Genomic DNA, 19915 nt, shown 5'->3' with positions numbered 1-19915 from the left:
CCCCGAGTCCGGATTTTTAATTTCCTGCTTCACAGGAATTAAGACAAGAATTCCGACAGCTTTAACGAAATTCGTTCGACTGCCTGACCGTCGCCGTACGGATTGTGCGCAAAACTCATGCGCTCATATAATCCGCGATTGGTGAGCAATTCACGTAAATTCCTCGAGATCGAAGCCTGGTCAGTTCCAACTAGTCTTACAGTACCTGCCTCAATCGCCTCCGGCCTTTCTGTCGTGTCTCTCATCACGAGAACAGGCTTACCCAATGATGGTGCCTCCTCTTGTATCCCTCCCGAATCGGTAACAACAAGATAGGCGCGATTCATGAGATATACGAAAGGCAAATAATCCAGGGGCTCAATCAAATAGATATTCTGCACACCAGACAGCAAACGATTTACCGGCTCCCTTACATTTGGATTCAAATGCACTGGATACACGATATCGACATCAGGGAATTCTCGAGCCGTCTCGACAAGTGCTTGGCAGATACGCTCAAAGCCCCCACCGAAGCTTTCCCGGCGATGCCCAGTCACCAGTACTAGACGACGATCCTGCGTCAAATATGAAAACTGCTCACTAAAGCGGGCTTGCAGTTGCTTGTCATTGTTCAGTGACTCTACGACTTTCAGCAAAGCGTCAACTACGGTGTTTCCAGTAACAAAAATGCGATCGCTCGGAACACCTTCACGCTCTAGATTTCTCTTAGAAACTTCCGTCGGAGCAAAGTGAAGCGTAGCAAGGGCACCTGTTAGCTTCCGGTTGGCCTCCTCTGGCCAAGGAGAATATAGATTCCCGGTTCGCAAGCCTGCCTCGACATGTGCAACAGGCACCCTCTGATAGTAAGCAGCTATGCTAGTAGCTAGAGTTGTCGCAGTATCCCCGTGTACAAGAACGACATCCGGTGTATATTCCGAAAAGATTCTCTTCATACCTTGGAGGATGGAGGTCGTTACGTCCGTAAGATCCTGCCCTGGCTTCATAATATTCAGATCAAATTCTGGGCGAATCTGAAATAGCTCAAGTACCTGATCCAGCATCTCGCGATGTTGTCCCGTCACACAGACTTTCGCGTCAAAGCGTTCATCTTCAGCCAAAGCAAGCGCTAGTGGAGCCATCTTGATTGCTTCTGGACGCGTGCCAAAAACACAGAGAGTCTTAATCGGACGAGCAGGCATTTTATGAGCACCGGAGGTTGACAGCAAATCTCGCTCCACGTGGATTCGAGACGGGATAGTGCGTAATGGGAGAAGAGCTAGTTGCAGGGCCCGGTTGCGAACTGAGAGCCCTGCCAAGCAGCCTTCCGAAGAAGGCTAATACTAATAATCAAAGGTCTTTTAAAAAATCGCCATTGGCCTGCAGCCTAGAATCCTACGGCGATAGACGTTTGCTCAATGAGATTTCGGCAACTGGGTGTACTCGTACTGTGCATAGCGGTAGCGCCCATACTTTGATCCATAGCCATATCGGAACGCGTTGGGATCCAAGCCATTGAAGATCACCCCCTTTATCTCGATATTGCTTTGCCGCATTTGCTTTGCAGATTCCACCACTTCGCCAACCGTCGTGCGCTCGAAGCGAGTGACTAAGAAAACAGTGCCGCATCGCGCAGCCAAGATGCCGGTGTCCGCCACCGCTAGCACTGGCGGCGTATCAATCAGTACAAGGTCATATCGCTGACTGAAGGCGTCCAGGAGTTGCACCATGCGCTCATTGAGCAACAGCTCCGCTGGATTCGGAGGCATCGTACCGGTGGAAATGAAGTCCAGGTTTTCGGCGACACCTCGTTGTAATGCCTCATCCAAGGCAACACGTCCCGCCAGCACGTCGGACAATCCCGGCTGACGGTCTTTGCCAAAGTATTGATTCAGGTAGCCCTTGCGCAAATCAGCATCCACAAGCAGGACTCGCTTGCCACCCGTCGCCATGATCGCCGCAAGGTTCGCGGACACGAAAGACTTTCCGACACCAGGGGTAGGGCCGGTAAGCAGTACGCGATTGTTTGGGGCATCGAGCATCGCGAATTGCAATGCCGTACGCAGGCTGCGCAAACTTTCTACCGAGACGTCGTTCGGATGGAGCGTGGAAAGCAGGTGCATGCCCGGCTTACGTAGTCGAATCTCTTCTGCTAGCGGCAATTGCGCCTGTGAGAGCGGCACGGTAGCGTAGACATTCAGCCCACTGTGCTGTTCAATATCTTGCGGGTCAGTAATGCCGCCGTACAGCGCATTGCGCATGAACGCGACCCCAACCCCGAAGAGAGTCCCCAGAATGGCCGCCAATGCAATCACAAGCCCCTTCTTCGGCTTGACGGGCTCCTCCGGAATGGGGGCGGAGTCAATCAGGCGGACGTTTCCGACCTTACCTGCTTTTACCAGCTTAAGCTGCTGCATATTGTTCAGGAGACCAACATACAGATCATTATTGACCTGCACATCCCGCATCAGGCGCAGCGTATCTTGCTCCAGATCAGGAAGCCCGCGCATGCGAGTAGTCAAGCTAGACGATTTCGCAGCCAGAGCAGCGATTTGCTGATCAACGGCCTGCAGCGAGGGATGGTCCGGACGGAAACGAGTCAGCAATTCCGCGCGTTTTTGCTTGAGCTCCTGCAAACTAGTTTCTACTGTCACACTCTCTTGCAGGTAAGCCTTACCCTCCTCACTGAGATCAAAGGTTCCGCGCTTATTTCGCATGTTGTTATATTTAATCTCAGCTTGGTCCAGCTCGCCTTTTAGCTGAGGCAGCAGATTCCCCAGAAATACCAGTGATTTCTCTGCTTCCGCAGATTTTCTGCGAATATTTTGTGCGACATATTCCTCGCCAATTTCATTGAGAATCTCAGCGGTAAGGCGACGATTCGGACCCTCAAGCGACGCGCCGATAATTCCGCTTTGCTTGCCTTTTTCTGCAATCTTTAGCTGGTCCTGCAAATCCTCCAAAGTTTTAAGCTGAGACTTTCTTACCAAATTAAAGACGATTCCCGGCTTCGCCTTCAAATCTTTAACAAGAAGACTAATCGATCCAATGGACTGTTTGACTTCTACCGGCTGACCGATCGCACCCTCAATGGGCTGATCGAGCCCGTTTTGTTCCAAACGGAAGCGGCCATTCTCAAGCACCAAGAGCTTGAAAGGCAGGCCTTCGAGTTCTTCTGGCACATCAAAGAGAGAAACCTTGATTGACTCCGCCCCCCAGGCGTAACCACCCATACCTAAGAAACCAGGTTCGGAGAACCCCTTCGCACGGCTGGCGATCCAGCCACCAATCAGCGGAAAGTATTTTGGCCTAGCATCAATATACAGCTGCAAATTCTCGACAGCCTTGCCGACGACCATCCGCGACCGAAGAATTTCAATTTCCGCAGCAGCTTGAGTCTTTACGTCAAACAGACTAGAGACATCTCCGAGCAAGCTCTTAGCGTCACCCGGCGTGTCTTCGACTTGGACAAGAATATCTGCCTGATAGACTGGTCGCGCGAGGAACGCATAGGCCGCACCCAGCAGCATTACGCTCAGCGAAATTGCTGCGATCAGCCATCGACTCGCCACCAGTACATCGAGGTATTTGACGAGGTCAATCTCACCATCCGGCGGCTGTTGCGCTCCGACCGGAATATACGGAGGATTTTGATTCATGTTAGTCACTGCCAATTCGGTTTAACCCAATGCCCGAATACGGGGCACCCACGCCTTTACGCCGCGCTGGATCAACTCCAGCGATTGCTCAAATCTCTCTCGAGATTGGCGATAAGGATCGGGAATATCGTATTTGCCGGGCTCACCCAACCGAAAAACCTTCCCCGTGGTGGCCGGATGGCGACGCTGAACCTCGACCTTCTGCTCGTTGTCCATAACGAGGATCAGGTCTGCCTGCGTAGCCAATACATTGTTGATCTGCTGCGCGCGGTGTTCGTGAATATCGACCCCAGCGGCTCCCATCAATTCGATGGCGGCGGCGTCCGCAGGCTTGCCGACCAAGGCGCCCAGACCTGACGAGTACACAGTCAGTTCAGGCATCGCGTCGCGTAGCAAGGCTTCCGCCATTGGACTTCGGCAGATATTGCCAATGCAAACGATCATGACTTTCTTGATCATTTCAGAACACCAGCAGTCGATGTGAACCACGAGCCAATCGGCAGCAACTGATTGACCACACGGCTCCAGCGGGTCACGCCAGCTGCATCTACATAGACGACATCCTTCGGACGCATTTCGAAGGCTTCAGCGAGCGCCAACGACACGGGCGACTTGCCGTCCAAGTGGTACACGGTCGCCTCGCCATCCGGTTGCTTGCGAATGACGTAGATCTCCTTTGCATCAGCAGTAGTCGGATTCACACCACCGGCCTCCCCCAACGCTTCGCTAAGCGTCAACCTGCCATTGCGAGGGAAGACGGACATGGGCTTTAGTACTTCGCCGGCGACGAACACCTTGCTGTCTTCGCGCTGCTCCACACGCACGATGTCGCCGTTGCGCAGTAAGAGGCGAGTCGGGTCGATGCCCTTCGCCAGCAACCCCGGAAGGCTGACCATGTAGTTCTTACTGCCGCGCGTCACGCGGATGCGGCTGTTGTCCCCCGTCGAAACATTGATACCGCCAGCACGGTTGATGGCTTCAACCAGCGTCATCGGCACGTCATCGATGTTCTGCGGGCCTGGCGTCTTCACTTCACCGTCGAGGTAGACACGCTTGCTGCGGTAGGCCAACACGCGCACCGTCACCTGGGGCACGTTCACAACCTTGTCGAGCTTCTTGCTGAGTTCGCCGCGGACCTCGTCCGCAGTCTTGCCAACAACATCCACGACGCCGGCGTACGGAAATTGGATAGTGCCCTTTGGACTCACTACGTATCCAGGCACGTTGGTCGCACCGCTGTAGTTGGGTATGTCGTAGGCGTTGCCGATGGAATATGTTTGCGTCGGGAACACCAACTCAGGATGGTCCCACACGACGATGGACAGGATGTCACTGGCACCGATGCGATAAGGCTGCGGCTCGCCGAAAAGTGCCTCCACATCTTGGTTAACCACCGGCGTCTCCGCCTTCAGCGCGCGCACGAGGTCAAGGGTGATCGGCGTCACCTTCGGTACGGTATTGGGATCGTCGGGGTTCAGCGGCCGCTGCGGGTCGAACCGCATGCCAGGTGCGAGGGCACAACTTGCCAGCAGGGGGACCGCGACCATGGCGGCGAGTCCTTTGCGAGCGCTCGAGATTCTTGACAGCATGAATACGTCTTCAGAGTTGACATGACGCCGAGCACGCGCGAGGCGCACGGAGACACCGGCCGACCAGCCGTACCCATGCTTCATCCACTTTGCACGTTCCCTGCCGACACCTTGCCGGACAACTCGGCAACCACACACCCCTGGCCTGGCGGCGAGCCGGAAAGCCCGGCCTGCCTGCGCGCTGGCCGGCGTGTGCATCTATGTTTATCGCCTATGGATGGCGATTTTTTAGCAACTGTTGATTTTAGCAGTTTTGCGAGGGGGAGTTCCCCAAGAAGGGGCCTCCTTCTAGCGCAAAATTGCTATCTTTCAGCGGCAATCACGTCACATTCTTTTCGCCCATCCCATCGCCCGGAAACCCCCACCGGGCTTGCGGATCCGGCTGTTGCAGCTTGGCTGAATCCACCCCCATCCGGGTGAGAATTCGGCACTCGTAATCAGCAAAAAAAGTGGATATATGCCGGAAATACCACTGTGGGCATTGCACCAATTTTTTGCCAGCCCGAAAGGTATCAAGCATTCCAAAGCTGCCCCACCCCACACGCAGGGGGATCAACCCATTTTCGGTTTGTGCAAACGTGGAGGGGAACGGGCCGTACGGGTCAGCGACCGCCAGCTCGTGGAGGCGTGTGCCGACGCCGAGTGCCGCCACCTCGACTCCGCCCCTCCCCACGCAAGGGAGGACCCGCACACTGGTAGCAGCCACTCATGGCGATGTCATGACATCCGACCCGAGCTCAGGTTGTCTGAGATGTCGCTGCAACACTGTGCCGCGCGGTGGCGCGGCGGGGGCCGAAGCAGGGCGGCGCGCCTTGCCTGAGGCCGATGCGGACACCCAGGCGCGGTGCCGGTTATCGGCAGTTTGGAGGGACTTCTCTACCCCAATTTGGCGGTAACCCTCCTCTGGAAGGGGTGCAGCACAAGGGGACGCTTTCGATAATCAATCGCAACCAAACACGAAATCGCGCCCTGACGCAATACCCAATGTCGAGAGCCTCCACACAATGAGCATCGCCTTTCTTCTAGCCTTTGTGGTCTTCGAACTGGCCTGGTTCCTGCCGTTCCGAAGCGTGTTCAAGCAGGCCCACTTCCAGCCGGGCTATGCATTCATCTCGCTGGTGCCGGTGTTCGGGCCGCTGATCTGTATCTGGATCCTGGCGTCCAAGCGCTGGCCGCTGAAAAGCAAGATGGTCAAGACCTACGCCTGACGTCGGGCGCGTTGTTTGCCATGGCGCCGCTCCGGCGCCATGGATTGCCTCTGCCATCTGCGCCTGCCAAAGCGGCCGACTGCCTCTCACTTCCCCTGCGTTCCAGCGAAACAGTCTCGCCACACTTCCCCCGCACGCCTGCCACAAGATGCAATCCATGCTGACGGCGTGCTTCGGCCATTCCGCGCATTCCGAACATTCCTCCAGCGCCCTGCCAGATTTGGCATTGGTGGTCTTTCGCACAGAAGATTCCCAAACCCACATGTAAGGATTCTTTGCGGGAACTCCCTTTTTCTTGGAGATGTCATATCATTCGGACCAACCCCTCCTATGGGGGGTTGATCCTTGAATGGCTATGCAGACATGCACGCACCAAAAGAGTGCCGACACGACGGGCGGAGGAATCCAACCAGCGTGAGCAATCCTGGCCGTGAGTGCTTCCCATCTCTCATGAATCAAGGCATGGCGCCGTTAACCAGCGCGGTGGGAGCATCGGATTTCCGGATTCCTTGGGGTAAGTTTGATGACGATCGATTCTGATGTGGCTGAAAAGCCCTATTACAGTACCCGGACGGCGGCGAAGTTGCTGAACGTCTCGCTGGGCACCGTCCAGAAGATGGTGGAACGCGGCGAGCTGGGTGCCTGGAAAACCAACGGCGGTCATCGCCGCATCCATAAGGAGACAGTGCACAACCTGCTCGCCACGCGCGTGGGCAAGGAAGTGCCGGTGTCTGTGCACGAACTGGATCTGGTGGTCTTCCACCCCAACCACCAGGAAGCGCAGAAGATCCACACCCAGCTCAGCAAATGGGGCCTGCCGCTGAAGAGCGTGGTGGTGGAGGATGTGATCGACACCATCATCACGTCGGTCAGCAGCCATCCGCGCGTGGTCCTCTATTACGTAGAGGAAGTGAACCCCGAGGAAATGGCCCGCATCGAGAAGCTGCAGCAGTTCTTTGCCAGCCAGCGCGTGGTGTTCGCCGTCATCACCAGCCGGCGCAGCTTCGAGGGTGTGACGGATGCGCTGCAGCACCGGGGCATCATGGTCTTCCTGAAGACCCCGACGCTGGAAGAAGTGAAGGGTTTCCTGCGCGCGCAGTTGATGATGAACGGCCGCACGGCCGGCTGATTGCCGGAGCGCCCGGCATTTCGCGCCACCATGACGGGCCGCCCGGCCCGTTCCGGCGCACGCACCCCAGGCACGAGGCGGCCAGCGCGGCCGCCTGCCCCCTACCCTGCTCGTCCAGGCCCGCCTTGGGGCCCGCGCTTCAGCCGCGCCCGACGAACGGCATATTGGTTGCCATCACCGTCATATTCAGCACATTGGCCGACAGCGGCAGGCTTGCCATATAGCCGACTGCATCCGCCACGTGCTTGACGTCGACCATGGGTTCCGGCGCCACCGTGCCGTTGGCCTGCAGCACGCCTTTCTGCATCCGCGCCGACAGTTCGGTCAGGGCATTGCCGATGTCGATCTGGCTGCAGGCAATCTGGAACGGGCGGCCGTCGAGCGCGATGCTCTTGGTCAGGCCCAGCACCGCGTGCTTGCTGGCGGTGTACGGCGAGGAGAACGGCCGCGGCGCGTGGGCCGAGATGGAGCCATTGTTGATGATGCGCCCGCCCTGCGGCGATTGCCGCCGCATCAGCCGGAAGGCGGCGCGCGCGCACAGGAAGACGCCGGTGAGGTTGGTGTCGATCACGTTGCGCCACACCTCGACGTCGAGTTCGTCCATCGGCACCGCCGGTGCGTTGACCCCCGCATTGTTGAACAGCACGTCTAGGCGGCCATAGCGCTGCTCGATGGTGGTGAACAGGGCATCGACGCTGGCGGACTCGCGCACATCGGTTTCCACGGCCAGCGCCTCGCGCCCGCGTGCCTTGGCTTCCTCGACCAGTGCGCCCAGCGGTTCGGGGCGGCGCCCGGCCACCACCACGGTAAAGCCGTCATCCAGCAGGCGGTTGGCCGTGGCACGGCCGATGCCGCTGCCGGCGCCCGTTACCAGCGCCACGCGCCTGGTTTGCGATGCTGTCGATTCCATTGCGTTGTCTTTGTCCAGTTGGCTGTCTGTCGATGAGGGGAAGCCGCCAGGCGGCGGGCGGCCCGCTGCGAAAGCGTGATCCGATTCTTACTGGCAAACCGGCGCAGCAGGTTGCGGATGGCGCATTGCTGGTATGCGAGTTTGCCATGCCTGCGGCGGCAGCGACGGCGGCCTGGCTCTGCCGCGCACAGGCGGCACGTGTGCCCGCGAGACAGCGTGCCGCGCTTGCGGCACCACGATTGCGATCAGGGAATCCGGGAAGAGACAACGCGGAAGAAAAGCGGACCACCAGAAAGGCGCCGGGCCAGCCGAGCGATGCTGCTGCCCGGCCGGCCCATTGCCCCCGTTCCCACCCCTGGGTTCCGTTGTGCGGCGGCCCCGGATGGAGAGGGGCGCCGCCAGTCCTTGATCTTTCTTGGTCCTTGCTGGTCCTTCCGGCTCCGGTGCCCGTCAAGCAGCCAGCGCGTGGGCCGTCCCCAACAACGCCGCTGCGCCCGTATCGCCCCTCTTCTCTGCCGCCGTCTCCGCCGCCTTTCCAGCCTCGCCACCCTCCCCTGCCATCACCCACCCGAACAGGTCGCGCGGGTCAGGCGCATTGGCCACCAGTTCCACATAGCGCCCGATATGCAGGGCATGCGTCTTGGCGTGCAGCCAGCGCAGCGCCGAGTAGTCTTCCAGCGCAAACCCCACCGAGTCGAACACGGTCACATCGTCCGCCGACTCGCGCCCGCGCGCCTGGCGGCTGACCAGTTGCCACAGTTCGGTTACCGGGCTATCGGCCGGCAACTGCTGGATCTCGCCTTCGATGCGCGTCTGCGCGGCGTATTCCACCGTAATGCGCGCGCGGCGCAGGATGTCCGGGTGCAGTTCGGTCTTGCCGGGGCAGTCGCCGCCGACGGCGTTCAGGTGCATGCCCGGCCGGATCATGTCCGGCAGCAAGATGGTGGCGTGCGTCTTGTCGGCCGTCACCGTGGTGACGATGTCGGCGCCCTGCACCGCTTCGCGCACCGAGTCCATCCGCACGATGGTCAGGCCCGGCACGCCGGCAAGATTGCGCATCAGCTTGGCGGTGGCGTCCGGGTCGATGTCGTAGGCGTGGATGGTGCGCACGCCCAGCATGCCGTGGAAGGCCAGCGACTGGAACTCGGCCTGCGCGCCGTTGCCGATCAGCGCCATGGTGGCGGCGCCCGGGCGCGCCAGCAGCCGGGCCGCCAGCGCCGAGGCCGCGGCGGTGCGCAGCGCGGTGGCCAGCGTCATGTCGGCCAGCAGCAGCGGGAAGCCGGTCGACACCTCGGCCAGCACGCCGAAGGCCATCACCGTGGGCAGGCCCGCCAGGCCGTTGCGCGGATGGCCGTTCACATACTTGAAGCTGTATTGCACACCGTCCGTCACCGGCATCAGCTCGATCACGCCTTCGCGCGAATGGCTGGCCAGCCGGGCGGACTTATCGAAGGCGTCCCAGCGCAGCAGGTCCTGCTGGAGATGACCGGCCAATTCGACAATGGCCTGGCCCACGCCGACATGGCGCACCAGGCGCGCGGCATCGCCGGCGTCCAGGAAGCGGGTCATGGCGGTTTCCTTCATGGTTGGCTCCTGTGGGGTCCCGTTCCGTTCGTATTCTTTGGCTTGGCGCCTGCCGCTCAGGCCGCCGCCTGCTCCCCGCCCTCTTCCCCGGCCGTGCTGGCGCCCGCGCTGCTGCGGTCCAGCCGCAGCGTCATGCAGTAGGCGCCGCCGCCGGACAGCATGAAGGGGGTCAGGTCCACCTCATGCAGGCGGTAGCCGCGCTGCCCCAGTTCGCTGCGCAGGTGCGGGGTGGTGCGGGTCATCACCACCTGGTCGTGCAGGTTGACCGCGTTCACGCTGAAGTGGCGCAGGTCGGCTTCGGTGGCCTCGATGCGCTGGCTGGCCGGCACGCGGCGGCGCAACGCCACCAGCGACTCGGCGGTGAAGGCCGGCGGGTAGTAGAGGATCTCGCCGCCCGACAGCGGGCAGAAGCACACATCGAGGTGGTAGCTCTGTTCGGTGGCCAGCTCCAGCGCCACCACCGGCTGGTCGAAGTAGGCCGACACCGCATCGGCCGCGGCGCGCGTGGAGCGCGGGCCGAAGCCGGCCCAGAAGTGGCCGCGCGTGGCGTCCCAGATGCAGTCGCCCGCGCCTTCCTGGTAGCAGCCTTCCGGCAGCAGGCTCACCTCGCTGAGCAGGCCGCGCAGGCGCAGGTCTTCGAAGATGCGGGCAAAGGGCGCTTCCTCGCCGCGGCGCTGCGGGTAGCGGAAGCGCGCCAGCAGCGCGCGGCCGTCCAGCACCACGGCGGCGTTGGCCGGAAACACCATGTCCGGCTGGCCGGCCGTGCCCTGCGCCACCTCCACGGCGAAGCCCGCCGCCAGCAGCGCCGTGCGCAGCGACTCGAAGGCAGTCACGGCGCTGCGGTGCATGCCCAGCGGATCGCTGGCCCACCGCGCCGGGTCCATCCACGGATTGATGCTGTAGGACACATCGTAGTGGGTGGGATCGATCAGCAGGATGGTGGGTTGGCGCATGGCTCGGCTCCTATCTATAGAGATGGCGTGTCAGGGGTCGGGATGGCGGCTGGGAAGTCCTGGGGCGCCCTGGAAGGTGGTCGGGCGCACCGGCGGCTCCGTGTTGCCTGACTGAATTCTGCGCAATGGCGACGTTAGCCAAAAGGGAGCAGAATGAGCAAAACGTCTCACCGTCTTAGCAAAACGTCAGTACTTTCTGGCACTTTGCCAAGTGCCGTCTGAAATACACCGGAAACCGGCCAGATGGACGACACCGACCGCCAACTCCTCTCCCTGCTGCGCGACGACGCGCGCACCCCCGTCACCGCGCTGGCCAAGGCGCTGCGCGTCTCGCGCGCGACCGTGCAGAACCGCATCGCCAAGCTGGAACAGGAGGGCGTGATCGTGGGCTACACGGTGCGCCTGAAGCCCGAAGCCGAACCGCACCGCATCCGCGCCTGGATGACGGTGGCGGTGGAAGGCAATAAATCCCGCGAGGTACTGCAGGCCCTGCGCGGCGAACCCAATGTGCAGGCCCTGCACACCACCAACGGGCGCTGGGACATCATCGCGGAACTGCGCGCCGATTCGCTCGAAGCCTTCGACCGGACGCTGGACCGGGTGCGGATGATTGAGGGGATTTCGGCGACGGAGACCAGCATTTTGCTCAGTACTTACAAGCTGTAGGCTGGCGTGAACGTAATGCCGGCCGGCCTTCGCCACACCGCCGTTTTGCCGCGCGGCAGGGGCTGTCGCGCTAGCGAAGGACGGCCTTCTCCGCAATCATTGCGCCGAGTCCCAGCGCAGCGCCTGGGTTTTCAACTTCGATGCCGTCGTAGATGTCTTCGCAGTCCTGGAGAGCCTTCGGGATCCAGCACAGCGTCATCAAGCCTCACCTTTAAGCCGGCGGCGAGTCGCCTCTCGCCTTGCTTCGAACTTGGCTTCAACCTCCGATGCTGGAATCAGATTGCCAGCGTCGGCCGAGGTACGGCCGATTTCCACTTGACGGCGAAACCAGGCATCATGCCCAGCCGCTTCCTGCGGCTGCCGAATGACATCACTCACGTGCTCTCCTCCTGCTGGACGGTCACAGTACATTTGGCGGCTCTGCAGCGGACACTGCATCAAGCCTTGAGGCTAGGCTTTATCGCTTTGGCACTCGGCAGTTGAGGATCGAATCAGCGTGGTCCCGCGGGACGCGCCTGTCCTCCTGACAGCGAGTCCGCAGTATTTACAAGCTGCAACGCTTTGCCCGGATCGCCTCGGTAAGCTAAACGTGTCGCTGCGGCTGCAGCGACCGGGATTGGCGTCCCGAGCAAGAAGACGGACGGCCGCAGTTAGGCGGTATCCTTACGTCCGTTATGCCTTTGCACGTCCCTATGGGCGGGCCTGGGCAGGGGAGCCTTCGGGCTCGCCGGTACCTTCTTGCCGGTACGCCAACTCTGCCTTGCGCCCGCCCACCCGATTGGCGTCGGATGAGTGGGATTGAGAGTTGCTCAAGAAGGAGGCATCGCTATGCTTCGAATCCGCACTGTACCACTGAGCCAAACCGCACAGCCGAGATGGCTTGCGCCGCGTGGCACCCTCCAACAATCAAGGAGGCCCTGCCATGTCTGAAACCACCCACGGCAACATCACCGTCAGCCACAGCGGCAGCGCCGTCTGTGTCAGCACCTGGTACGCGCTGGAAACCCCGCGCGAAGTCGCCGCCGACAAGGCCGCGCAATTGCACAGCCTACTCTTCTTCCTGCGCGACTACGCCGCCAGCAACCCTCAGTTCGGCGAGCTGCTGCCTGCCATGCATGAGGGCATTCTCTCCGTAGCGGAGGGACTGGCGCTGGAGGCGCGGTTGCTGAGTGAGTTGACGGTCCTTGCTGCCGACGACGACGCTTCGGCCTAGCGTTGACGATGAAGCGCCTTTTCCCGCTTGCGGGAGAAGGCGTCCCTCCCCAACAGGTGCGCTTCGCTCCCTGGGAGAGATGCTATCCCAGCAAAATACCTACGGCCGAAGCGTTTCCGAAAATTCCACGACAGATCCAGCACGAGCCACAGTGAGCGCATCGGATCAGGCCTTCAGACTGCGAGTCATCCCGGTATGCAGACACAGGAGATCTATGGCCATCCGTCAACAAGCACCCTCTCGCGCCCCTGTCTCGCGTGCCAAGGCACCTTCGGACTACGTGCGAGCGCGGATCCCCCGCGATGTCAAAGCCGATGCCACGACAGTGCTCGCAGCAATGGGGCTTTCGGTTTCCGATGCGCTGCGCATGCTGCTCATGCGCATTGCCCAGGAAAAGAGGCTGCCAGCCGGTCTCTTCGTCCCTAATGAGGAAACCGTTGCAGCGATGCGCGGTGCGATCGAAGGTCGCACTGTGAAAGCGCGTTCGGTGACCGATCTGATGGCGCAACTGAATCAGGATGATTGAGCGAAGCGGGAGCTTTCTGTTCGGCCAGTAGACGTGGCTCAGCGCGTTGTACTCGGAAGCCTGCGCGCGAAGTTCGTATGGCGTGAGGGCTGCCAAACACGATGTGGACCCGCGGCGTCTCCTGCCTCCTGCCAACTATCGAGTCCGCAGTATTTACAAGCTGCAACGCTTTACCTGGATCGCCTCGCTAAGCTGGACGGGTCGCTGCTTCCGCAGCGACCGGGTTTAGCAGCCCGGAAGAAAAGGATGGACGATCGCCAAACGGCGGTATCCTTTCGTCCGTCGCGCCTTCGCGCGTCCATGCTTCCCATGGGCGGGCCTTGGCGGGGGAGCCTCCGGGCTCGCCGGTCCTTTTCGCCGGTCTGCTAACCCTGCCTTGCGTCCGCCCACCCCGATTAGCAGCGGGGAGCGGCACCCAACCGCACGAAAAGGAGGCATCGCCATGCTTCGCATCTTGCTTGCCCTCACCGGGCCATCAGCACCACCACGGCAGACCAGACCATCAAGCGCGCTCGCGCTGACAAGGAGGCCCTGCCATGACTGAAACCACCCACGGCAACGTCACCGTCAGCCACAGCGGCAGCGCCGTCTGTGTCACCACCTGGTACGCGCTGGAAACGCCGCGCGAAGTCGCCGCCGACAAGGCCGCGCAACTGCACAGCCTGCTCTTCTTCCTGCGCGACTACGCCGCCAGCAACCCTCAGTTCGGCGAGCTGCTGCCTGCCATGCACGAGGGCATTCTCTCCGTGGCGGAGGGGCTGGCGCTGGAGGCGCGGTTGTTGAGCGAATTGGCGGCTGTGGCAGCCGACGACAACGCATCCGCATCCTTATAGCGTTGACGATAAGGCGCCCTCTCCTGCTGGCGGAAGAGGGCATCGCAACACGCCCGAACCCTTCGCACGCAGGGAACAGGTTTCTGCTGTCATGCAGCAAAATCCTGCCTGCAACTTGGCATGGGGTAGGTCCGGTTGCCAACCCGGGCATAGGCGCCCCCGCGCCTATGCCCACCTCTACGCTTCCCAAGCCAACGCTTGGCTGTCGGAGCCACTCTGCGATCAACGGGACCGAACGCATTCAGCGACCAGGCCGCCGACCGGATCGCGCTCGCAGTGCAATACGACACAGATTGACATCCACAGACCTCGATTCGATTCACCGATGGGCCGCCTGACTACCAATACGGACGAAGCTCGACACGTGCTCAAGATCACGCAGGGCATGCCGCTGTTCGGGATCGTGTTGATCCGCATGAAGGATGGCACGGTCCTGGATGGCGTGATCCGGCGGTCGGACATACGGCACGGCGCCGCAAGCGAAACTGATCAAGCGCCCGCTGGATATTCGGCCAGTTTCACAGTGGAAACCCGTGCCCGGGAACTGGTCACGATCGACGTCCTGGATGTGCACGCAGTCGCCAATGCGTGGTCTGAATTCAAGGGCGAGTATGCCCGTCTCGGCATGGTGAGTATCGCCGACCTTCCCCCTTCCAGCGCAAACGGGTGGAGCACGGCGCGCTGGAAGTAGATCCCCTTCACGGTATATTCCCCCATCTTCTTCGCAGCTACTGGCTGCAGCGGCAATCGTACACGCAGCACTGCGCAGCGCCACGACCCTGTCGCTGCGGCGACGTGCCACATCCCCCCGCATCCATTCATCGCATCGTAAAACGCCATGCAACTCGATCCCACCATCTTCAAAGCCTATGATATCCGCGGCATCGTCGGCAAGACGCTGACCCGCGAGGTGGCCCGCGCCGTCGGCCTCGCCTTCGGTTCCACCGCCGTCGAGAAGGGCGAGCGGGCCGTGGTGGTCGGCCGCGACGGCCGCCTGTCCGGCCCTGACCTGCTCGGCGGCCTGGTCGAGGGCCTGCGCGCGGCGGGTCTCGATGTCATCGACCTGGGCATGGTCGCCACGCCGATGGTCTACTTCGGTACCTATGTCGAGCTCGATGGCCAGCGCGCCACGTCCGGCATCATGGTCACCGGCAGCCACAACCCGCCCGACTACAACGGCCTGAAGATGGTGCTGGCCGGCGAGGCCATCTACGGCGACGCCATCCAGGGCCTGCGCCAGCGCATCGAGGCCGGCACCTTCACCAGCGGCGCCGGCGGTTACCGGCAGATCGACATCCGCCGTCAGTACATCGACCGCATCCTGGCCGACGTCAAGCTGGCGCGGCCGATGAAGATCGCGCTGGACGCCGGCAACGGCGTGGCCGGCGCCTTCGTCGGCGAGCTTTTCCGCGGCCTCGGCTGCGAGGTGACCGAGCTGTTCTGCGAGGTCGACGGCAGCTTCCCCAACCACCACCCGGACCCGGCCCACGTCGAGAACCTGCAGGACCTGATGCGCAGCCTGCGCGAGACCGACTGCGAGCTGGGCCTGGCCTTCGACGGCGACGGCGACCGCCTCGGCGTGGTGACCAAGGACGGCCAGGTCATCTTCCCCGACCGCCAGCTGATGCTGTTCGCCGAGGAGATCCTGGCGCGCAACCCGGGCCAGCAGGTGATCTACGACGTCAAGTGCACCGGCAAGCTGGCCCCCTGGATCCGCCAGCACGGCGGCGAGCCGCTGATGTGGAAGACCGGCCATTCGCTGATCAAGACCAAGCTGCGCGAGACCGGTGCGCCGATCGCCGGCGAGATGAGCGGCCACGTCTTCTTCAAGGACCGCTGGTACGGCTTCGACGACGGCCTCTACACCGGCGCGCGCCTGCTGGAGATCCTGTCGCGCCATGCCGACCCCAGCGCGGTGCTCAATGCGCTGCCGAATTCCAACAGCACGCCGGAGCTGCAGCTCAAGTGCGCCGAGGGCGAACCCTTCGCGCTGCTCGACAAGATCCGCGCCAACGCGACGTTCGAAGGCGCACGCGAGGTCAACAAGATCGACGGCGTGCGCGTCGAGTACGCCGATGGCTTCGGCCTGGCGCGCCCGTCCAACACCACGCCGGTGGTGGTGATGCGTTTCGAAGCCGATAACGATGCCGCGCTGGCGCGCATCCAGGCCCAGTTCAAGCGCGCGATCCTGGCCGAGAAGCCGGACGCGCAACTGCCCTTCTGAGATTCTGAGCGGATGCGAGTGAATTCCCGGTCCGAGACGGGCTCGCCCCGCTGACAGCCCGCTGCCGTTCGCCGTGACTCAGGGCGGCTCAGTGTCCTGCGCTCATCTCATCGGCACGGCGCTGTGCCCACGAAAGACCTCGGGATTGGGCATCCGCAAACTGCTCGAAATGTCCGAGCTCATCGGATTCCTCGACGGTGAAATCCCCCAACCGCACGCGCCCGAGCGCGGCGAATTTGCCACCGCCGACGGGCTTCCCAAAGCCCTCGATGATGTAATGACCGTATCGTTGGATGGACATTGGCGTGGCTCCGGGTCTTCGTGCCGCATGCGCGGCTCGGTTACGTCAGACACGTGGTTAAGCCTAGTACAGTACCGCCCACACCGGCGTCCATTCGCGCACCCTCGGTTCGTGGGGATTCGAACCCGATGCCAAGCTTTTCCTGGGTTCTCTGGGGAATCCGCGAGAGCTTGCTCCGCATTTGCAGGCGATGGGCAGAAGACGGTCAGACTGCGGTGCTTGCCGAAGCGCCGTTGGTAAGGCGCGGGCGCGCCATGGCGGCGCCAACTGGCCTTCTACTCGGGCAGCAACTTCTTGTGACGAAACCGGACGATCACAGCATCGGGCTGACCGACCACGATGGCGGCAGCGTAAGACTGTCTATCGAGGAAAAACAAAACTCACATTGAGCCTTACCTGCCAATCGGGAGAATCCGCCGGCCTGATGACATTGCGGTAGAGCCCGATCGATGCTGACATCGCCTGCCCGGAAAGATTGAAGACCTTGCCGATTTCCCCTCCTACCGGCACAGTCCATCGCGCACTGGACTTTGCTGCCCAGTCCGCGGCGATGATTGGCGTGGAAGACAGGAACCAGCCACTCGGGAAGTTATAGATGACGAAGTACTGGGCTGCGGTTCGATCGATGCGTGCACCGGAGCTGGAGCCAGAGAAGGAGCTCAAGTGACTGACCAGCAGACCGAACACCCAGGGGTCCGGCATGGTAAGTACCACGGCGGCGGGCCCCGCGGCCCATCGGTTTGCGCCAAGGCTGCTGCTGGTTGCGGTGGGAATCGAGAACGTCGCACCGAGCCCCCATGTCACATTGGATGCGGTGCTGGGTGATAGCACGGCCATGGGGACAATGTCACCGAGCCCGAATGTTGCCGGATCGGACGGGGAAAGGCGGGGTTGCGAGATCAACGGCACCGTGGTGCGCGTGACGAGATTCCAGTCACTGTTCAGCCGGAATGGAATCACAGGCTGGATGTTCAGCACATTGCCTGCTCGTCGATCCGGGCCAAGAGGAAAGTTGGTGTCGTTGGCAAAGGGGAGGCTGATCGTGTCCGCAAGAGGATTCTGAAGCAGCTTGGCAATGTCATGCGCCGAAAGATCAGACGTCTCAGCGATGCTGGCTTGATTGGCAGCGCAGGAAATCAGGATAAGCAGCACGAATCGCTTCATGTGTTCGTGTGTTCGCGAGAAGATTGGAGACGGGTTGCCATGGCCGGGCAGGAAATCTGCACGGTTTCCCGTCGATGGAATCTCAGGTCCAAGCGGAACGCTGCCGCCCCTGCCGGTCGAACATGCCGAGCACGGAGCGCGGAGCGTGGCGCTGCGGTTCCGAATCCTCGGCGCACCGGGAAGGAAGCCGCAAAGCCCCCGCATCGACATCGACGTGCTTTCGCTACCCGGCAGGTCGCCCGCTCAGTCTGAGCGCGCATCGCCGCGCCTGGCAGGCCTGGTAAGGTGCTGGCTGGCCTGCCGAGGGGCTTTCCGATTCCGTGCAGAGCGGACTAGCTCTTGGCTGGCAGGAAGCGGAAGACATCGGCGGCCTTGAAACTGCCCGCGACGTCCCCGGCCCACACCGGACCGTCATCAACGGGAAGCCGCATCGCTGGTCCGCCAGGTTTGATGTCGACCTTGTCGAAGGAGACCCAGAAGACGTTGGGCGACGTGGTGGCCTCGAAATAGTAGATCCGGTTCTTATGATCGGCGACGGTGCGCCAGAGCGTTGGCGCCACGTTCGGGGCACCGGGCCGTTGCGCGCCCATCGGCACCGAGACATTGCGCACGATGGAGAACATGGCGGCCACCGACAGCACGGGATCGGCGGTCTTCGGGGCTTCGCCCAGGTAGTAGGAGGCGCGGACGAAACGGTCGGCGGGCCTTTCCGTGCCGGGCAGCATCGCGGTACCGCCGATTTCCTGCCAATACGTGTTCAGCGCCAGCTGCTGATCGTAGCTGGGCTCGTTGGTCATGACGGCATATTGATGGCCATGATGAATGACCAGCTTGCCGTTCAGGTACTCGAAGATCGCCGAGTCGCCGGTTGCATCGGAGATCGCGAGGTGGAGGGCCGGCTTGAAGCCCCCAGGCAACTCCGGAAGCACCAGTTGGAACGGCTCGGCGCGCAACGCGTTGACGGCTTCGTCGACCGTCGCGAAGTTGTCGAGCACGTACTGCGCCCAGCCCGCGATCGACAGCCCCGGTTGCGCCTTGTTGCGTACCCCGTAGTCGGCCGTGCCGAGGTACAGCAGGTTGGCGACCAGGCCCTTCTCATTGATGCCATCGGTCGTCGCGGCATCATAGGCTGCGGCGATGACGCTGCTGTACTTCGATGTCCAGGTGAGCGAATGATCCACGGCGGCGCCATCGCGAGCCGTTCCCGCCGGAAACGCCCACAGGTTGGTATGTACCGGCACCATCCAATCCATGGAACGGCCCGTGACGATCATATGATCCGGGCCGGTATAAGTAATGCGGGAGCAGGCCAGAGACGGCGGCGCGCCAGTCAGGGTCGCCATGAAAACTGCCAATGCGAACTTTGACAAGGGTTTCAAGATGCGTATCCTCGAATGGAATAGGAAAGTGGCTTTACATTCAGTCTATTTCCAGACCGGTTGAGGGCATCATAGCCGAGAATCTCGGCCGGAAACTGAGGAAAACTGATTTCAATCGAGATCGTGTATGCAGGAATCTTCTGTTACGATCTTCAGTTACGACATTCTGTTACGACCTTCTGTCACGATCCTCTTTCACGATCCTCTTTCACGATCCTCTTCACGGGCCGAGCCATTGGACCTTTAGATAATGCGCGGGAGAGAGATGGATCATGATCTCGATACCCGCCCGTACCCCCCGTCAGGGCTATTTCCCCATACCGAAGCCATCACGCTTCCCGTCGTGCTCGATTGGTGAGCGCGGCGTCGATGGTCCGTTGTATGCCGATCCGGATCGTCTTAGCGCCGGGCTCGCCAGCGCGCTTCCGCCCAAGGAACCCACCCGGGGAAGCAAGCAACCGAATCTTCTGATTGCGTGTGGCCGGTGTCTTCGGGCGGGCAATGCGCCACGCCCCTCCCTTCCATCCGGCGCGCGCCTGCCTTGATCCCGACACGGATCACCAGGATCCAGGCGCTCGAACTTGAATCGGGGGCTGACGGC

The 19915-nt window shown here is 61.4% G+C and carries 22 protein-coding genes; 8 read left to right on the top strand and 14 right to left on the bottom strand.

The genetic code is table 11. The annotated features are described in order from the left end of the window. Positions 1-38: 38 nt before the first annotated feature. From wecB to BKK81_RS35205, 5 genes are all read right to left on the bottom strand, one after another. On the bottom strand, positions 39-1178 hold the full coding sequence (gene wecB, locus BKK81_RS06315; protein ID WP_071011431.1) for a non-hydrolyzing UDP-N-acetylglucosamine 2-epimerase: 1140 nt from the start codon (positions 1176-1178) through the stop codon (positions 39-41). A 213-nt stretch (positions 1179-1391) separates the two neighbouring features. Continuing rightward, complete coding sequence (locus BKK81_RS06310; RefSeq protein ID WP_071011430.1) at positions 1392-3635, bottom strand: polysaccharide biosynthesis tyrosine autokinase; 2244 nt, start codon at positions 3633-3635, stop codon at positions 1392-1394. Between the two features lie 21 nt (positions 3636-3656). Beyond that, positions 3657-4094 (bottom strand): low molecular weight protein-tyrosine-phosphatase, encoded by a 438-nt coding sequence (locus BKK81_RS06305; RefSeq protein ID WP_071011428.1) that lies wholly within the window; start codon positions 4092-4094, stop codon positions 3657-3659. Beyond that, positions 4091-5224, bottom strand: a complete 1134-nt coding sequence (locus BKK81_RS06300; RefSeq protein ID WP_071016149.1) for a polysaccharide biosynthesis/export family protein — start codon at positions 5222-5224, stop codon at positions 4091-4093. The genes BKK81_RS06305 and BKK81_RS06300 overlap by 4 nt, the downstream gene beginning before the upstream one ends. Before the next feature lie 319 nt (positions 5225-5543). Continuing rightward, complete coding sequence (locus BKK81_RS35205) at positions 5544-5876, bottom strand: hypothetical protein (RefSeq protein WP_156811145.1); 333 nt, start codon at positions 5874-5876, stop codon at positions 5544-5546. Positions 5877-6228: 352 nt separating this feature from the next. On the opposite strand from BKK81_RS35205, the gene BKK81_RS06295 reads away from it, so the two are divergent. After that, positions 6229-6432: a hypothetical protein gene (locus BKK81_RS06295; protein ID WP_071011426.1), complete on the top strand. Its 204-nt coding sequence runs from the start codon at positions 6229-6231 to the stop codon at positions 6430-6432. A gap of 523 nt (positions 6433-6955) precedes the next feature. Then, a complete protein-coding gene (locus tag BKK81_RS06290; RefSeq protein WP_071011425.1) occupies positions 6956-7561 on the top strand; it encodes a helix-turn-helix domain-containing protein in 606 nt (201 codons plus the stop codon). Positions 7562-7700: 139 nt separating this feature from the next. Here the strand turns inward: BKK81_RS06290 and BKK81_RS06285 are convergent, their stop codons facing one another. The 3 genes from BKK81_RS06285 to BKK81_RS06275 form a co-directional block, all read right to left on the bottom strand. After that, positions 7701-8471: an SDR family oxidoreductase gene (locus tag BKK81_RS06285; RefSeq protein WP_071011423.1), complete on the bottom strand. Its 771-nt coding sequence runs from the start codon at positions 8469-8471 to the stop codon at positions 7701-7703. Positions 8472-8921: 450 nt separating this feature from the next. Beyond that, on the bottom strand, positions 8922-10055 hold the full coding sequence (locus BKK81_RS06280; RefSeq protein WP_083383974.1) for an ornithine cyclodeaminase: 1134 nt from the start codon (positions 10053-10055) through the stop codon (positions 8922-8924). A gap of 56 nt (positions 10056-10111) precedes the next feature. Beyond that, the gene (locus tag BKK81_RS06275) at positions 10112-11008 is read right to left on the bottom strand and encodes a dimethylarginine dimethylaminohydrolase family protein (RefSeq protein WP_071011421.1); all 897 of its coding nucleotides are present in this window, start codon (positions 11006-11008) and stop codon (positions 10112-10114) included. Positions 11009-11251: 243 nt separating this feature from the next. Here BKK81_RS06275 and BKK81_RS06270 point away from each other — a divergent pair, with 243 nt between their 5' ends. Next, the gene (locus tag BKK81_RS06270) at positions 11252-11674 is read left to right on the top strand and encodes an Lrp/AsnC family transcriptional regulator (protein WP_071011419.1); all 423 of its coding nucleotides are present in this window, start codon (positions 11252-11254) and stop codon (positions 11672-11674) included. Positions 11675-11744: 70 nt separating this feature from the next. Here BKK81_RS06270 and BKK81_RS36735 read toward each other — a convergent pair whose 3' ends face one another. After that, complete coding sequence (locus BKK81_RS36735; RefSeq protein ID WP_257786946.1) at positions 11745-11873, bottom strand: hypothetical protein; 129 nt, start codon at positions 11871-11873, stop codon at positions 11745-11747. Further along, complete coding sequence (locus tag BKK81_RS35195) at positions 11873-12052, bottom strand: hypothetical protein (protein WP_156811141.1); 180 nt, start codon at positions 12050-12052, stop codon at positions 11873-11875. Before BKK81_RS35195 ends, BKK81_RS36735 begins: the two co-directional genes overlap by 1 nt. A gap of 544 nt (positions 12053-12596) precedes the next feature. On the opposite strand from BKK81_RS35195, the gene BKK81_RS06265 reads away from it, so the two are divergent. The 5 genes from BKK81_RS06265 (at position 12597) to BKK81_RS06250 (ending at position 16470) form a co-directional block, all read left to right on the top strand. Then, positions 12597-12887 (top strand): hypothetical protein, encoded by a 291-nt coding sequence (locus BKK81_RS06265; protein WP_071011418.1) that lies wholly within the window; start codon positions 12597-12599, stop codon positions 12885-12887. 214 nt (positions 12888-13101) lie between these two features. Continuing rightward, entirely contained in the window at positions 13102-13413 is a 312-nt protein-coding gene (locus BKK81_RS34095; protein WP_083383973.1) for a type II toxin-antitoxin system RelB/DinJ family antitoxin, read from the top strand. Positions 13414-13949: 536 nt separating this feature from the next. Continuing rightward, positions 13950-14246 (top strand): hypothetical protein, encoded by a 297-nt coding sequence (locus tag BKK81_RS06260; protein ID WP_071011416.1) that lies wholly within the window; start codon positions 13950-13952, stop codon positions 14244-14246. 364 nt (positions 14247-14610) lie between these two features. Then, the gene (locus BKK81_RS06255) at positions 14611-14937 is read left to right on the top strand and encodes a hypothetical protein (RefSeq protein ID WP_156811139.1); all 327 of its coding nucleotides are present in this window, start codon (positions 14611-14613) and stop codon (positions 14935-14937) included. A 147-nt stretch (positions 14938-15084) separates the two neighbouring features. Further along, positions 15085-16470: a phosphomannomutase/phosphoglucomutase gene (locus tag BKK81_RS06250; RefSeq protein ID WP_071011413.1), complete on the top strand. Its 1386-nt coding sequence runs from the start codon at positions 15085-15087 to the stop codon at positions 16468-16470. A gap of 88 nt (positions 16471-16558) precedes the next feature. Here BKK81_RS06250 and BKK81_RS06245 read toward each other — a convergent pair whose 3' ends face one another. The 4 genes from BKK81_RS06245 to BKK81_RS34090 all read right to left on the bottom strand — a co-directional run bounded on the left by BKK81_RS06245 (position 16559) and on the right by BKK81_RS34090 (position 19868). Further along, positions 16559-16771, bottom strand: a complete 213-nt coding sequence (locus BKK81_RS06245) for a hypothetical protein (protein WP_071011411.1) — start codon at positions 16769-16771, stop codon at positions 16559-16561. 360 nt (positions 16772-17131) lie between these two features. Beyond that, positions 17132-17935, bottom strand: coding sequence for a hypothetical protein (locus BKK81_RS35190; protein WP_156811137.1), 804 nt, complete (start codon positions 17933-17935; stop codon positions 17132-17134). Between the two features lie 332 nt (positions 17936-18267). Further along, the gene (locus BKK81_RS06240) at positions 18268-19317 is read right to left on the bottom strand and encodes a linear amide C-N hydrolase (RefSeq protein WP_442873250.1); all 1050 of its coding nucleotides are present in this window, start codon (positions 19315-19317) and stop codon (positions 18268-18270) included. A 326-nt stretch (positions 19318-19643) separates the two neighbouring features. Beyond that, on the bottom strand, positions 19644-19868 hold the full coding sequence (locus tag BKK81_RS34090; RefSeq protein WP_083383972.1) for an IS4 family transposase: 225 nt from the start codon (positions 19866-19868) through the stop codon (positions 19644-19646). Positions 19869-19915 lie beyond the last annotated feature (47 nt).

Source organism: Cupriavidus sp. USMAHM13, assembly GCF_001854285.1.
GTDB classification, from domain to species: domain Bacteria; phylum Pseudomonadota; class Gammaproteobacteria; order Burkholderiales; family Burkholderiaceae; genus Cupriavidus; species Cupriavidus malaysiensis.
Note: the sequence above shows the minus strand (reverse complement) of the source record. Positions and strands in the feature narration are given on the sequence as shown.

Excerpts from the sequence above, each read along its gene's own strand:
- wecB (WP_071011431.1), bottom strand. The coding sequence starts at position 1,178 with ATGCCTGCTCGTCCGATTAAGACTCTCTGTGTTTTTGGCACGCGTCCA.
- BKK81_RS06310 (WP_071011430.1), bottom strand. The coding sequence starts at position 3,635 with ATGAATCAAAATCCTCCGTATATTCCGGTCGGAGCGCAACAGCCGCCG.
- BKK81_RS06305 (WP_071011428.1), bottom strand. The coding sequence starts at position 4,094 with ATGATCAAGAAAGTCATGATCGTTTGCATTGGCAATATCTGCCGAAGT.
- BKK81_RS06300 (WP_071016149.1), bottom strand. The coding sequence starts at position 5,224 with ATGCTGTCAAGAATCTCGAGCGCTCGCAAAGGACTCGCCGCCATGGTC.
- BKK81_RS06295 (WP_071011426.1), top strand. The coding sequence starts at position 6,229 with ATGAGCATCGCCTTTCTTCTAGCCTTTGTGGTCTTCGAACTGGCCTGG.
- BKK81_RS06290 (WP_071011425.1), top strand. The coding sequence starts at position 6,956 with ATGACGATCGATTCTGATGTGGCTGAAAAGCCCTATTACAGTACCCGG.
- BKK81_RS06285 (WP_071011423.1), bottom strand. The coding sequence starts at position 8,471 with ATGGAATCGACAGCATCGCAAACCAGGCGCGTGGCGCTGGTAACGGGC.
- BKK81_RS06280 (WP_083383974.1), bottom strand. The coding sequence starts at position 10,055 with ATGAAGGAAACCGCCATGACCCGCTTCCTGGACGCCGGCGATGCCGCG.
- BKK81_RS06275 (WP_071011421.1), bottom strand. The coding sequence starts at position 11,008 with ATGCGCCAACCCACCATCCTGCTGATCGATCCCACCCACTACGATGTG.
- BKK81_RS06270 (WP_071011419.1), top strand. The coding sequence starts at position 11,252 with ATGGACGACACCGACCGCCAACTCCTCTCCCTGCTGCGCGACGACGCG.
- BKK81_RS36735 (WP_257786946.1), bottom strand. The coding sequence starts at position 11,873 with ATGACGCTGTGCTGGATCCCGAAGGCTCTCCAGGACTGCGAAGACATC.
- BKK81_RS06265 (WP_071011418.1), top strand. The coding sequence starts at position 12,597 with ATGTCTGAAACCACCCACGGCAACATCACCGTCAGCCACAGCGGCAGC.
- BKK81_RS34095 (WP_083383973.1), top strand. The coding sequence starts at position 13,102 with ATGGCCATCCGTCAACAAGCACCCTCTCGCGCCCCTGTCTCGCGTGCC.
- BKK81_RS06260 (WP_071011416.1), top strand. The coding sequence starts at position 13,950 with ATGACTGAAACCACCCACGGCAACGTCACCGTCAGCCACAGCGGCAGC.
- BKK81_RS06250 (WP_071011413.1), top strand. The coding sequence starts at position 15,085 with ATGCAACTCGATCCCACCATCTTCAAAGCCTATGATATCCGCGGCATC.
- BKK81_RS06245 (WP_071011411.1), bottom strand. The coding sequence starts at position 16,771 with ATGTCCATCCAACGATACGGTCATTACATCATCGAGGGCTTTGGGAAG.
- BKK81_RS35190 (WP_156811137.1), bottom strand. The coding sequence starts at position 17,935 with ATGAAGCGATTCGTGCTGCTTATCCTGATTTCCTGCGCTGCCAATCAA.